Origin of the sequence: Nocardia sp. JCM 34519.1, assembly GCF_020361265.1 — a bacterium.
Taxonomy (GTDB): Bacteria; Actinomycetota; Actinomycetes; order Mycobacteriales; family Mycobacteriaceae; genus Nocardia; species Nocardia arthritidis_A.
This window is the reverse complement of record NZ_JAIRBR010000014.1, coordinates 224,900-237,699: the sequence shown is the minus strand read 5'-3', so window position 1 is coordinate 237,699 and position 12,800 is coordinate 224,900. Positions and strand designations below refer to the sequence as shown.

Annotated in this window: 19 protein-coding genes; 15 read left to right on the top strand and 4 right to left on the bottom strand. The window is 66.5% G+C overall.

Features of this window, described 5'->3' with window-relative positions; genetic code table 11:
• Nucleotides 1–561 precede the first annotated feature (561 nt).
• The 11 genes from rpsJ to rpsQ are packed head-to-tail and all read left to right on the top strand — an operon-like array spanning nucleotide 562 to nucleotide 5,823.
• Nucleotides 562–867, top strand: a complete 306-nt coding sequence (gene rpsJ, locus LGY53_RS29630; protein ID WP_003938093.1) for a 30S ribosomal protein S10 — start codon at nucleotides 562–564, stop codon at nucleotides 865–867.
• A gap of 14 nt (nucleotides 868–881) precedes the next feature.
• Nucleotides 882–1,547 (top strand): 50S ribosomal protein L3, encoded by a 666-nt coding sequence (gene rplC / locus LGY53_RS29625; protein WP_225729973.1) that lies wholly within the window; start codon nucleotides 882–884, stop codon nucleotides 1,545–1,547.
• Entirely contained in the window at nucleotides 1,544–2,218 is a 675-nt protein-coding gene (rplD, locus tag LGY53_RS29620; protein WP_167472059.1) for a 50S ribosomal protein L4, read from the top strand. Before rplC ends, rplD begins: the two co-directional genes overlap by 4 nt.
• Nucleotides 2,215–2,520 carry a 50S ribosomal protein L23 gene (rplW, locus tag LGY53_RS29615; RefSeq protein ID WP_014981657.1) on the top strand — a complete coding sequence of 102 codons (306 nt, stop codon included), beginning with the start codon at nucleotides 2,215–2,217 and terminating at the stop codon, nucleotides 2,518–2,520. The genes rplD and rplW overlap by 4 nt, the downstream gene beginning before the upstream one ends.
• A gap of 33 nt (nucleotides 2,521–2,553) precedes the next feature.
• Complete coding sequence (gene rplB, locus LGY53_RS29610; protein WP_167472060.1) at nucleotides 2,554–3,390, top strand: 50S ribosomal protein L2; 837 nt, start codon at nucleotides 2,554–2,556, stop codon at nucleotides 3,388–3,390.
• 15 nt (nucleotides 3,391–3,405) lie between these two features.
• Nucleotides 3,406–3,687 (top strand): 30S ribosomal protein S19, encoded by a 282-nt coding sequence (gene rpsS / locus LGY53_RS29605; protein WP_067785343.1) that lies wholly within the window; start codon nucleotides 3,406–3,408, stop codon nucleotides 3,685–3,687.
• Entirely contained in the window at nucleotides 3,684–4,082 is a 399-nt protein-coding gene (gene rplV / locus LGY53_RS29600) for a 50S ribosomal protein L22 (RefSeq protein ID WP_167472061.1), read from the top strand. The genes rpsS and rplV overlap by 4 nt, the downstream gene beginning before the upstream one ends.
• A complete protein-coding gene (rpsC, locus tag LGY53_RS29595) occupies nucleotides 4,083–4,892 on the top strand; it encodes a 30S ribosomal protein S3 (protein ID WP_167472062.1) in 810 nt (269 codons plus the stop codon).
• Nucleotides 4,893–4,895: 3 nt separating this feature from the next.
• Entirely contained in the window at nucleotides 4,896–5,312 is a 417-nt protein-coding gene (gene rplP / locus LGY53_RS29590) for a 50S ribosomal protein L16 (protein WP_167472063.1), read from the top strand.
• Nucleotides 5,312–5,551, top strand: coding sequence for a 50S ribosomal protein L29 (gene rpmC / locus LGY53_RS29585; protein WP_167472064.1), 240 nt, complete (start codon nucleotides 5,312–5,314; stop codon nucleotides 5,549–5,551). Before rplP ends, rpmC begins: the two co-directional genes overlap by 1 nt.
• Nucleotides 5,548–5,823 carry a 30S ribosomal protein S17 gene (rpsQ, locus tag LGY53_RS29580; protein ID WP_167472065.1) on the top strand — a complete coding sequence of 92 codons (276 nt, stop codon included), beginning with the start codon at nucleotides 5,548–5,550 and terminating at the stop codon, nucleotides 5,821–5,823. The genes rpmC and rpsQ overlap by 4 nt, the downstream gene beginning before the upstream one ends.
• Nucleotides 5,824–5,895: 72 nt before the next feature.
• Here the strand turns inward: rpsQ and LGY53_RS29575 are convergent, their stop codons facing one another.
• The 4 genes from LGY53_RS29575 to LGY53_RS29560 form a co-directional block, all read right to left on the bottom strand.
• A complete protein-coding gene (locus tag LGY53_RS29575) occupies nucleotides 5,896–6,759 on the bottom strand; it encodes an SAM-dependent methyltransferase (protein WP_225729972.1) in 864 nt (287 codons plus the stop codon).
• A 113-nt stretch (nucleotides 6,760–6,872) separates the two neighbouring features.
• Entirely contained in the window at nucleotides 6,873–8,120 is a 1,248-nt protein-coding gene (locus LGY53_RS29570; protein ID WP_225729971.1) for a TrmH family RNA methyltransferase, read from the bottom strand.
• 148 nt (nucleotides 8,121–8,268) lie between these two features.
• Nucleotides 8,269–8,928, bottom strand: a complete 660-nt coding sequence (merB, locus tag LGY53_RS29565; protein WP_225729970.1) for an organomercurial lyase — start codon at nucleotides 8,926–8,928, stop codon at nucleotides 8,269–8,271.
• On the bottom strand, nucleotides 8,826–9,254 hold the full coding sequence (locus tag LGY53_RS29560) for a DsbA family protein (protein ID WP_225729969.1): 429 nt from the start codon (nucleotides 9,252–9,254) through the stop codon (nucleotides 8,826–8,828). The genes merB and LGY53_RS29560 overlap by 103 nt, the downstream gene beginning before the upstream one ends.
• Before the next feature lie 52 nt (nucleotides 9,255–9,306).
• On the opposite strand from LGY53_RS29560, the gene LGY53_RS29555 reads away from it, so the two are divergent.
• The 4 genes from LGY53_RS29555 (at nucleotide 9,307) to LGY53_RS29540 (ending at nucleotide 12,767) form a co-directional block, all read left to right on the top strand.
• Complete coding sequence (locus LGY53_RS29555) at nucleotides 9,307–9,705, top strand: heavy metal-responsive transcriptional regulator (protein WP_225729968.1); 399 nt, start codon at nucleotides 9,307–9,309, stop codon at nucleotides 9,703–9,705.
• Nucleotides 9,706–9,791: 86 nt separating this feature from the next.
• Complete coding sequence (locus LGY53_RS29550; protein WP_225729967.1) at nucleotides 9,792–10,988, top strand: MFS transporter; 1,197 nt, start codon at nucleotides 9,792–9,794, stop codon at nucleotides 10,986–10,988.
• 359 nt (nucleotides 10,989–11,347) lie between these two features.
• Nucleotides 11,348–11,983 (top strand): DUF4190 domain-containing protein, encoded by a 636-nt coding sequence (locus LGY53_RS29545; protein WP_225729966.1) that lies wholly within the window; start codon nucleotides 11,348–11,350, stop codon nucleotides 11,981–11,983.
• 283 nt (nucleotides 11,984–12,266) lie between these two features.
• Complete coding sequence (locus tag LGY53_RS29540; protein WP_225729965.1) at nucleotides 12,267–12,767, top strand: EXLDI protein; 501 nt, start codon at nucleotides 12,267–12,269, stop codon at nucleotides 12,765–12,767.
• Nucleotides 12,768–12,800 lie beyond the last annotated feature (33 nt).

Genomic DNA, 12,800 nt, shown 5'->3' with positions numbered 1-12,800 from the left:
ATTGTTAACTGTCTGGGCCGGTGCACTGCAACCCCACAATTCGCCCCCCGCGCTTCGCACACAAAAAACGCCGCCCCCCCCCCCCCCCCCCCCCCCGTGGCGGGGGGGGGGGGGGGGGGCCCCCCCCCCCCCCGACCCTCCGTTTACCTGGGGGAAGCCGGTCGAGGGGGCCGGATTTGAAGTGTCCGATCGCGTCGGGCATACTGTTCGGGTTGCCTTGCACCGGGCCATGCCTGTTCCCTATCGAACCTGGGCGTAGTCGGACGAGGCGAGCAGTACCCAATTTTGTATCCCGCCGGATTCCGGTGCGGGTACGTCCGGGACAATGTTCCGAGCCTGGCAGGGAGAAGTATTTCCGGGGCCGAGGAATGAGCGGATGGGCGACACGCCCGACCGCGTGTACCGGAGAACCATGACAGATGAACAGCGGCGAGGATCGGACGCGCGTCCGATCGTGGTCTCCAACTGAGACGTCTTCGTGTGTTCGGGCTGTGCAAATGAGGGTGGTACGGAAGCCAGCTTCCGGATCACGAAGGAAAAGCGGAGAAAAGGACACTTAGCGTGGCGGGACAAAAGATCCGCATCAGGCTCAAGGCCTATGACCACGAGGCGATCGACGCGTCCGCGCGCAAGATCGTCGAGACGGTGACCCGTACCGGTGCCCGCGTCGTCGGGCCGGTACCGTTGCCGACCGAAAAGAACGTGTACTGCGTCATCCGTTCGCCGCACAAGTACAAGGACTCGCGCGAGCACTTCGAGATGCGGACGCACAAGCGGCTGATCGACATCCTCGACCCGACGCCGAAGACGGTCGACGCGCTGATGCGCATCGACCTGCCGGCCAGCGTCGACGTCAACATTCAGTGACGGGGACTCGAGATATGACTGACAACAAGAATCGGCCAGCGGCCGGCATCCTGGGCACCAAACTCGGTATGACCCAGGTGTTCGACGAAAAGAACCGCGTCGTTCCGGTGACCGTCGTCAAGGCGGGCCCGAACGTCGTCACCCAGATCCGGACGGTCGAGCGCGACGGCTACAGCGCCGTGCAGCTCGCCATCGGCGCGATCGACCCGCGCAAGGTGAACAAGCCGGTCTCCGGCCACTTCGCCAAGGCCGGGGTCACCCCGCGCCGCCACGTGGCCGAGATCCGCGTCGCCGACGCGTCCACCTTCGAGGTCGGCCAGGAACTGTCCGCCGACGTGTTCGAAGAGGGCACCTACGTCGACGTCACCGGCACCAGCAAGGGCAAGGGCTTCGCCGGCACCATGAAGCGCCACGGCTTCCGTGGTCAGGGCGCCTCGCACGGTGCGCAGGCGGTGCACCGCCGCCCGGGTTCGATCGGCGCCTGCGCGACCCCCGGTCGCGTTTTCCGGGGCACCCGTATGTCGGGCCGCATGGGTAACGAGCGGGTCACCACGCAGAACCTGTCCGTCTACAAGGTGGACGCCGAGAACGGCCTGCTGCTGATCAAGGGCGCGATCCCGGGTCGCAAGGGCGGCGTCGTGATCGTCAAGAGCGCCGTGAAGGGTGGTGCGCACGCATGACCAGCACAGAGACCAAGGTCAACCTGACGCTGCCGGTGAAGGCTCCGGGCGGCAAGACCGAGGGCACCGTCGATCTCCCCGCGGAGATCTTCGACGTGACCGCCAATATCGCGCTGATGCACCAGGTGGTCGTCGCGCAGCAGGCCGCGGCCCGTCAGGGCACGCACGCCACCAAGACCCGGGGCATGGTCTCCGGCGGTGGTAAGAAGCCGTACCGGCAGAAGGGCACCGGTCGCGCCCGCCAGGGTTCGACCCGCGCGCCGCAGTTCACCGGCGGTGGCACCGTGCACGGCCCGCAGCCGCGCGACTACACCCAGCGCCTGCCCAAGAAGATGAAGATCGCCGCCCTGCGTGGCGCCCTGTCCGACCGGGCCCGCAACGAGCGCATCCACGTCGTCACCGAGCTGGTCGCGGGTCAGACCCCGTCCACCAAGACGGCGAAGAGCTTCCTGGCCGAGCTGTCGGAGCGCAAGAAGTTCCTGGTGGTCGTCGGCCGCGAGGACATCGCCGCATGGAAGAGCGTGGCGAACCTGCAGAACGTGCACCCCATCGCGCCGGATCAGCTCAACACGTACGACGTGCTGAACAGCGATGAGGTCGTGTTCAGCGTGGAGGCCCTGAACGCCTTCGTGCACGGGCCCGCCGAGGCTGCACAGGAGGAGAGCAAGTGACCACCATCGCCGACCCCCGCGACATCCTGCTTGCGCCGGTCATCTCGGAGAAGTCCTACGGACTGATCGAGGAAGGCACCTACACCTTCCTGGTGCACCCGGACTCGAACAAGACGCAGATCAAGATCGCCGTCGAGAAGGTCTTCGGTGTCAAGGTCACCAGCGTCAACACCGCCAACCGTCAGGGCAAGCGCAAGCGGACCCGCTTCGGTTACGGCAAGCGCAAGGACACCAAGCGTGCGCTCGTGACCATCTCGGCCGACAGCAAGCCCATCGAGATCTTCGGAGGCCCGGTCGCGTAAGCGGACGGGAATCCAGAAAGCAGAGAAGAACTCATGGCAATCCGTAAGTACAAGCCGACAACGCCGGGCCGCCGTGGCGCCAGCGTCTCGGACTTCGCCGAGATCACCCGGTCGACCCCCGAGAAGTCGCTGCTGCGCCCGCTGACCAAGACCGGTGGCCGCAACGCGCACGGCCGGATCACCACCCGGCACCGCGGTGGTGGCCACAAGCGTGCCTACCGTCTGATCGACTTCCGTCGACTGGACAAGGACGGCATCCCCGCCAAGGTCGCGCACATCGAGTACGACCCGAACCGCACCGCGAACATCGCGCTGCTGCACTACCGGGACGGCGAGAAGCGCTACATCCTGGCGCCCAAGGGCATTCAGCAGGGCACCCCGATCGAGTCCGGCCCGACGGCCGACATCAAGCCGGGTAACAACCTGCCGCTGCGCAACATCCCGACGGGTACCACCATCCACAACGTGGAGCTGCGTCCCGGCGGCGGTGCCAAGCTGGCCCGCGCCGCGGGCATGAGCATCCAGCTGCTCGGTAAGGAAGGCCCCTACGCCACGCTGCGTATGCCCTCCGGTGAAATCCGCCGCGTCGACGTGCGCTGCCGCGCCACCGTCGGCGAGGTCGGCAACGCCGAGCAGTCGAATATCAACTGGGGCAAGGCCGGCCGTATGCGCTGGAAGGGTCGCCGCCCAACCGTCCGTGGTGTCGTCATGAACCCGGTCGACCACCCGCACGGTGGTGGTGAGGGCAAGACCTCCGGTGGTCGCCACCCGGTCTCGCCGTGGGGTCAGCCGGAAGGCCGCACCCGCAAGCCCAACCGCCCGAGCGACAAGCTCATCGTCCGCCGTCGCAAGACCGGCAAGAAGCGCTGAAGGAGGAGGTAAGAAATGCCACGCAGCCTCAAGAAGGGCCCGTTCGTCGACGACCACCTCCTCGCGAAGGTGGACGTCCAGAACGAGAAGGGCACCAAGCAGGTCATCAAGACCTGGTCGCGTCGTTCGACCATCATTCCCGACTTCATCGGGCACACCTTCGCGGTGCACGACGGCCGCAAGCATGTGCCGGTGTTCGTCTCGGAGTCCATGGTCGGGCACAAGCTGGGTGAGTTCGCGCCCACCCGGACGTTCAAGAGCCACGTCAAGGAAGATCGGAAGAGCAAGCGGCGATGACCACTGAGACTCAGAACCCGACTGCCCGGGCGACCGCGAAGCACGTCCGCGTCACGCCGATGAAGGCGCGCCGCGTCGTGGACCTGGTCCGCGGCAAGCGGGTCGAGGACGCGCTGAACATCCTGAAGTTCGCGCCGCAGGCCGCGAGCGAGCCGGTCGCCAAGGTCGTCGCCTCGGCCGCGGCCAACGCCGAGAACAACCTCGGCCTGAACCCGGCCACCCTGGTCATCTCGACGGCGTACGTCGACGAAGGCGCGACCATGAAGCGTTTCCAGCCGCGGGCCCAGGGCCGCGCGTTCCGGATTCGCAAGCGCACCAGCCACATCACCATCGAGGTCGAGAGCGTGCCCACCGCCGGCGCCACTCGTAGCCGCCGGAAGGGAGGGGCAAAGTAAATGGGACAGAAGATCAACCCCCATGGCTTCCGCCTCGGTATCACCACCGACTGGAAGTCGCGTTGGTACGCGGACAAGCAGTACGCGGACTACGTGAAGGAAGACGTCGCGATCCGCAAGCTCCTCGCCAACGGCATGGAGCGGGCGGGCATCTCGAAGGTCGAGATCGAGCGCACCCGTGACCGCGTGCGGGTGGACATCCACACCGCGCGTCCGGGCATCGTGATCGGCCGTCGCGGCGCCGAGGCCGACCGCATCCGCGCCGAGCTGGAGAAGCTCACCGGCAAGCAGGTTCAGCTGAACATCCTCGAGGTCAAGAACCCCGAGTCGGATGCGCAGCTGGTCGCCCAGGGTGTGGCCGAGCAGCTGTCCAACCGTGTCGCGTTCCGTCGCGCGATGCGCAAGGCCATCCAGTCGGCCATGCGTTCGCCGAACGTCAAGGGCATCCGCGTGCAGTGCTCGGGCCGCCTCGGCGGCGCCGAAATGTCGCGCTCGGAGTTCTACCGCGAGGGTCGGGTGCCGCTGCACACGCTGCGCGCCGACATCGACTACGGCCTGTACGAGGCCAAGACCACCTTCGGTCGCATCGGTGTGAAGGTGTGGATCTACAAGGGCGACATCGTCGGTGGCAAGCGTGAGCTGACCGCCGCGGCCGCCCCGTCGGGTGATCGCGACCGCGATCGTCCGCGCCGTGAGCGGCCGAGCCGCCCGCGTCGGTCCGGCTCCACCGGCACCACTGCGACCAGCACCGAGGCCGGGCGCGCCGCCACCGCCGTGGCGGAGGCTCCGGCAGAGAATCAGGAGGGCTGACGCATGCTGATGCCACGCAAGGTGAAGCACCGCAAGCAGCATCACCCGAGCCGTTCCGGTATGGCCAAGGGCGGCACCTCGGTGGCGTTCGGCGATTACGGCATCCAGGCGCTGGAGCCGGCCTACGTCACCAACCGGCAGATCGAGTCGGCGCGTATCGCGATGACTCGCCACATCCGCCGTGGCGGCAAGATCTGGATCAACATCTACCCGGATCGCCCGCTGACCAAGAAGCCGGCCGAAACCCGCATGGGTTCCGGTAAGGGTTCGCCGGAGTGGTGGGTCGCGAACGTCAAGCCCGGCCGCGTGATGTTCGAGATGTCGTACCCGAATGAGGAGACCGCTCGTGAGGCGCTGCGCCGCGCGATGCACAAGCTCCCGATGAAGTGCAGGATCGTGACCAGGGAGGAGCAGTTCTGATGGCAACCGGTACACCGGCCGCAGAGTTGCGCGAGCTCACCGAGGAGGAGCTCGTCTCCCGCCTGCGTGAGTCGAAGGAAGAGCTGTTCAACCTGCGCTTCCAGATGGCGACGGGTCAGCTGGACAACAACCGTCGTCTGCGCGTCGTCCGTCACGAGATCGCGCGCATCTACACGGTCATGCGTGAGCGTGAGCTCGGTCTGGCCACCGGACCCGCTGACAAGGGAGATGCCGCATGAGCGACGACGTGAAGAAGGAAGAGCGGGGTAGCCGCAAGGTTCGAATCGGCTATGTCGTCTCGGACAAGATGAACAAGACGATCGTGGTCGAGCTGGAGGACCGGGTGAAGCACCCGCTCTACGGCAAGATCATCCGCACCACCTCCAAGGTGAAGGCGCACGACGAGAACGAGGTCGCCGGCATCGGTGACCGCGTCCAGCTGATGGAGACCCGTCCGCTGTCGGCCACCAAGCGTTGGCGGCTCGTCGAGGTCCTGGAGAAGGCGAAGTAAGTCTTCTTCTCGGCCGAGAAGTTGTATTGCGAAGGCCCGCTTCCCATTCGGGAGGCGGGCCTTCGCCGTTCGTCAGGGTTTGCGGAGCAGGCCGCCGTATTCGTAGACGGTGGTGCGGGTTTCGGTGGTGCCGACGTAGGGGCGGAGCGGGTCGGGGACGGCTTCCAGCGGGGGTTGGGTGGGGTCGGGGCGCCAGTTGACGAGGTTGACCAGACCGGGGTCGACCGGGTCCAGGCCGTCGAAGAGGGCGTCGACCTCGGCGGGAGTGCGGTTCTGCCAAGGGATTCCGGCGCTGTCCAGTTGTTCGGCGAAGGTGGCGCCCAGCTCCGGGTCGTCGCTGACGACTTGGGAGAAGGCCAGGTAGCTGCCGGGGGCGGCGACCGTGTCGATGATATGGCGCAGGGCGTGGCGCGCGCCGTTGCCGACCTCGTCGACATCCTTGAGGTGATGGCCGACGGATAGGAAGAGCACCGCGACCGGCTTCGTGAAGTCGATCAGCCGCTGGACATCCTCCTGTGCCAGCACGCTTTCGGGTTCGCGCATGTCGGCGGTGATGACGATGGTCGCCCGCTGGTCGGCGAGCAGCACCCGCCCGTGGGCGAGGACGATGGGGTCGATGTCGACGTAGGCGACCCGGGCATCGGGATCGAACTGCTGGGCCACCTGGTGCACATTGTTGTCGGTGGGCAGGCCGCAGCCCAGGTCGAGGAACTGGGTGATGCCCGCCTCCGCGACGAGGTATCGGACTGCCCGGTAAAGGAATTCGCGGTTCTGTCGAGCGATGTCGACGCATTCGGGGAAGCCCTGGAGCACGTCGAGGATCAGCGCGCGATCCACCTCGTAATTGTCCTTGCCACCGAGTATCCAGCCGTATGCCCGTGCCGATGTGGGTATGTCCTGGGGTATCACGACCCCGCCTCGATCGTTGGATGTCATTGCCGCCGTCCCCTCCTGCATCGCGTTTTGCCACGACCCTAGCCGTTGATCGGGTTGGACGCTTGTTGCCAGCCGGTGGAAGGCGCAGGGCGGCAAGAGGATTCAGCGACAGTTCAGCTATTCAGGTGGCCGGCGTTGTGCTGGATGCGGCGCAGCATATCGGCGAGTTGGTCGCGTTCGGCGGCGGTGAAGCCGCGGTAGATGGCCTCTTCCGCGCGTTCCTGGATGGTCCAGAGCGCGGCAACGGCGCGTTCGCCCTCGGTGGTGATGGTGACGGATCGCTGGTCGGCGGTGAGATAGCCGTTGTCCGCGAGCGGGGCCAGCATGGTGTCGAGTTCGGTTGTGCCGGTGCCGATATCGCGGCGGAGCTGGTCGCGGGTGGTGATTCGGTCGCAGGCGAGAATCATCAGGAGGATGGCCTGGTCGCTGTTCAGGTCGCCGACCTGGCGGAGTTGGGCGTCGAAGGCGGTGCGGACCAGGGTGGCGGCGGCGCCGAGGTTGCGGCCGAGGGTGTTACGGATGCGGTCGGTGAGCACGGTCAGGATCATCCTCATGCGTAGTTCGTAGATGCTGATGCCGGTGGCGACGCCGACGTTGAGTGATTCGACCGCGCCCGCCATCGGGATCTGGACCAGAAGGTCGGCGGCCGTTTGTGTTTCGGCGCTGACGCCGTCGGTTTCGTTGCCGATCACCAGCGCTATCCGATCGCCGCGCAGCGGAGCCGTCGACTGCAGCCGGGAACCGCGCGGGCTGGTCGCCACGATCTGGAATCCGGCCGCGCGCAACGCTTTCAGCGCATCGGCCGGGGTGTCGAAGCGGCGCACCCGGCAGCCGAGCACCGCGCCACGGGCGGCATCGAGCACCCGTCGAGTGGTGAGATCCGTTGCGGTATCGGTCAATACGATGTCGCGGACGCCGAGCGCCCGCGCCGTTCTGGCGATCGTCCCGAGATTGCCCGGATCGTTGACCTGTTCGCACACCACGGCGAAATCGCCGTACGGCGCATCGGCGAGCACCTCATCCGGCAGGTGCGCCACGGCCAACCACCCAACGGGTTTAGCACCGCCGACCACCTTGCGCAGCAAGCCTTCTCGCGCGGCATACACGGTGACACCCGCAGCGGTGAGTTCCGCGCCCACCGCGGCATCATCGGCCTCGACCGCCCGAAGCACGAACTCCACCGCGCCCCCAGCCGCGACCACCTGTCGAATCAACCCCGCACCCTCGATCAGGCACCGCCCCACCGCGATCCGCCCCGCCCGCGTCGCCAACGCCCGCGCCGCCGCAATCCGCGGATCCTTGATCGAATCGATAACCTCCACAATCGACCAGGCTATGGGTGCGCCGGATCCGGGGGTCATCGAGGTGGTTACCTTTGGGGCCGAGCATCCCGGGGCGGTTGCGAGTGGTGCGCGGATGTTTTATGAACGGTTGGGGTTCAGCCCTGCCGAGGTGGTCGCGCCGGGGCCGGAAGGTGGTCCGCGGCAGGTTTATCGTAGGGCGAGGTGATCAGAATCCGATGCGGGGGATCCAGTTGTGCAGTTGCGCGACGGTGAAGAGGCGTCCGCCCGGATTTGCGGCCTGCCATTGGACTGCGGCGGCTCGTGAGGCGAAAAACGTTTGCTCGGAACAGATTTGCTCGTCCAACTCGGTGAATGTGTGCTCGGCGATGTCGTGGAATTCGGGGCCGCGTGGATTCAGCACCGAGACGACCGTGCTCGCGGGTTCGGCGTCGGCTCCGTCGGGGCCGATCCGGACCCGGATCGGTGTGCCGGTGACCGGACAGGTCGCCTCGACGGTGAGTTGTTCGCCGAGCCAGTGTGCGGCCGCGAACAGGTCTGGTGCGCAACCGGTTTCCGAGTAGATGGTGCGTTCGCCGATGTGGACGGTCCAGCGCGTCGCGGGACCTGGTCCGTTCGGATGGTCGTGGTAGACCATCCCGTCGGCGATGCGCATCGGACCGCCACCGTATTCGGTGACGAAGGCCGTGATCTCCGGCACCGATCGGTGCATTTCGGCGGCGAGTTCCGTCAGCGGCGCCGGCCGCGAGCCGATGCGCGTGAGCCTTATGACGGCGGCGGCGAAGTCGGTGCGGAGCCGGTTGTCGGCGATGGCGGCGCGCCACGCGGCATCGAAATCGCGGGATCGGAGATCGGTGTGGTCGGACATGATTCGGCTCCCGATTCGTGCGAGCGGAGGACGGCCGTCAGTTCGGCGACGCTGGGGGCGCCGTCTATGCGACCGCAGGGGTGTGGATAGAGCCGGCAGGACAGGCTCGCCGGGGCGCCGGGTTGTGCGAACGGGTCGACGCCGTTCACCAGCAGCGTCGGTGAACCGTGCATGCCGTAGCGTTCGGCCTCGGCCTGATCGTGCACGATTCGCTGAACCGGCTCGAATTCTGTTCGAGCCGTGGATATTTCGCGTAGGCGGTCGATCAGCAGCGGTGCGTTGGGGCAATCCGGCACCGCGAGCACCATCAAGGAGGGCGGACTCATATCCGTGACGGTAAACCTTCTAGTGCACTGGAAGGTCAAGCTAGAATTCGGCATGCGAATCGGTGCATTGGCCGATCAGGCGGGCGTGAGCGCCAAAACGCTGCGCTTCTATGAGCAGGCCGGGCTGCTGCCGGAACCGGAGCGCACCTCGGCCGGATATCGCGATTACTCGGCCGACGCCGTGCATCGGGTTCGGTTCATCCGCGCCGCCCAGACGGCCGGATTGCATCTGGCCGAAATAGCCGATGTGCTGGCCATTCGCGATAGCGGAGCGCCGCCGTGCGCACATGTGCGCGCGCTCGTCGACGCGCACCTGACCGAGGTGCGCGCCCGCCTCGCCGAACTGCGCCGCACCGAGCGGGAGCTGCTGCGCCTCGCCGAGCGGGCCGCCGCCCAGGATCCCGCCGACTGCGCCGCCGCGGATATCTGTGTCATTCTCGGCGGACGTTGACCACCCGCGCGCAAAGACGTTCGGCCAGGCCGGATGATGGGATAAATCCGTGGCGGATCGGTTCGCGAGCTGCCAGGCTCGATAGAATGCGGTCCTATCGCGAGGTGCTGGCCGTCGCGGCGGCGCGCAATGTGCTGCTGCTGGGCGCGTTGGTCCGGATCCCGTACTTCGCGGGGTCGATTCTGCTGCCGGTGCATGTGGTGCAAACGTTGCACGGGTCGTATGCGCAGGCGGGTCTGTTGGCGACGGCGCTCACCGTCTGCCGGGCGGCCAGCGGGCCGTGGCGCGGGCGGCTGCTCGACCGGCTCGGTCTGCGCCGGACGATCCTGCCCTCGATCGTGATCGGCGGGCTGTGCTGGGCGGTCGCGCCGTTCGTCGGCTATGGCGCGTTGCTCGGAATCGCCGCACTGGCAGGGCTTTTCGAGGTTCCGATCTTCACCGTGGTGCGGCAGGCGGTGATCGCGGTGACCACCGAACAGGCCAGGAAATCGGCGCTCGCGCTGGAGTCGGTATCGATCGAGGCGGCCTTCATGATCGGGCCGGTGATCGGTATCGCCGCGACCGGCGCGGGATCGACGCGGGTGGTGCTCTTCGTGATCCAAATGTGCCTGGTGCTGGCCGGATTGCTGCTCTGGGCGCTGAATCCGCCGCTGCGCTCGAATGATTCGGCGGATGCGGCTGCTATTGTGCCGCGCCGCACCTGGTTCGGGACCGAATTCGTCGCGCTGTGTTTCGGCGCGTGCGCCGCGGTCGCCGTGCTCGGCGCCACCGAGCTCGCCTTCGTACCCGCGATCCGGGCATTCGACGCGCAGCGCTGGCTCGGGGTGGTCCTGGCGCTCTGGGGTTTCGGTTCGCTGCTCGGCGGGCTGGTCTATGGTGCGCTGCACCGCCCGATCTCGACCTACATCCTCTTGGCCTGGCTCGGAATCGTCACCGTACCAATGGCTTTCGTGAACGATACGCTGACCCTCGCGCTGGCCGGATTGCTCGCGGGCGTGTTCTGCGCGCCGACGCTCACCGCATCGGTCGATCAGCTGAGCCGCATCGTGCCGGAGGGTGGGCGCGGCGAGGCGATGGGTTGGCACGGCGCGACCATGACCCTCGGCCAGGGGATCGGTAGCTCGATGGCCGGGGTCGTCATCGATGCGGGCGGTTATCGGGCCGGATTCGGGGGCGCCGCGATTGTCGGCATCGTGTGCGGCGTCGGCCTGGCGCTGATGGTCGCGGTGGTGCATCGCGGGCGGGTGCGCGCGGCGCGGGTGCGCGAGGTCGCGGTCCGGTAGCGTGAATTCGAATTATCCGGGTGTGTGCCGAGGAATTGTTACCGAATGGTAGTTGGATGCCGCCGATAGTCGGAAGTCCGCGAATTCTGTTCGCACACTTGCAATGACATCGTGGCATATTACCGCTACCGGTGGGTCGGTACGGCGCGGGCGGATTATGGCTCGGCAAGGACCCTTGTCGCCTCGGAGAGGCCCACTTGACGGATTTCTCGTCGCCGGATTGATGGCATTGTTCTATATCGCGATCAAATCGCCGGTCGCGGGACCATCAAGGGCGGCAACATTTTCCGCCAGGTGCACAAACCCGGCGGTCTGCTGGATTTCCGACTAACATGCTGCGGGTTGGAAAAGGAGTGTGGGTGAATCCCAGTGGTGCGCAGGCCGAAAACCCGGCGCAACGGTCCGGTGATTCCGGAAGGCCGATCGGGGTCGCCGTTGCCGCCTTGGTTTTCGGGGTCACCGGCTGGTTTTTCGTGGCGATCCCATTCGGGATCTGCGCATTGCTGCGCATACCGCGCGGGGTCCGCGGGCGCGGCTTGGCGGCGACCGGCCTTGTGTGCTCCGGTGTTTGGGTCCTGCTGCTCTGCGCCTATTTGGCGGGTTGGATCGGCGTCGGTAAGCCGGAGTCCGGTATCGGCGACCGGATGGTTTCGGTCGATGAGTTGTCGACGGGCCAGTGCGTCAACGGTTTACCCGCGAAGCATCCGAAAACGCTGACGCTGCGGTCGTGCACGCAAGCACACGATGCCGAGGTGGTGTACGACTTCGAACTGCCGCCGGGTCCGTGGCCGGGCGAGATCGAGATCAACAGGCAGGTCGGATTGCGCTGCGCGCCAGCGCTTTCGGCCGCCATGCAGGCCAATCGGGGCGGCAGGCCGCTGCGCAACTACTGCGTTCGTCCGATGGACAGCACCGATTGGGAGAGCACGCGCCGCATCAGCTGCCTTGTGTTGAGCAAGAGCGGTGAACAGCTCACCGCACCGATCCTGCGCTGATCCGCTGTTCGCGGGGGACCTTGGGTCGGCGGCCCGGTGTCAGGGCCGTGTCAGTCGGCTGTCAGATCCGGCGGGGATTGTCGGCCGGTGTGAAGATAGCCGACGCCGTCTTGCGCTATACGTATACATCTACTTATAGTGAGTGAGGGACGAGAGCCGGTGCGCCTGCTCTCGGCGGTACGCAATAACTGCAGATCAGGGACGCCTACGACGGTTCGAAACGATGGACCGCCGCCGGTACATCCATGCCTGAATGCGCATCTACTTATGAAATGGAGTGGGTATGAACACCGATCCGAGCACCCCGGTCGAACTCGACGCCGAGGCCACCGCGCCCGCCGATACCGCGACCGATGCGCCGGAGCCCGCGGGCGGCGCGATCGACCTCGTCAAGGGCGCGCCGGACGATTTCACCGAGATCGTGCTCCGCGTCGGCCCCGGTGGTGGCCGCAGGCAGCGCTTCTTCGGCAGGCTGCTCGGCGAAGCGCGCCAGTACAACAAGTCCGGATTCGAAGTGGTCCGGGTCTACCTCAGCCGCAAGGGCAAGTTCGTGATACACCGCCGCGACGTCGACTGGAAGGACTACGCGCGATCCGCCGATTGGAACGACTGGACGTCCTGGCGTGATCTGTTCGGATTCGCTGCCGGGCAACAGGATTGGGGCGACTACACGGTCGAAGTGGTGAACACCTTCGTCGAGCTGAGCGGCCGGATTCCGGAACGGATCTACCGCACCGTCGCCGACGTCGCGGCCCACCCGTCCGTCCAGGACCTCGAAATCTGAACCGTCTCAGGACGATTCGAAAGGAACCCGAAT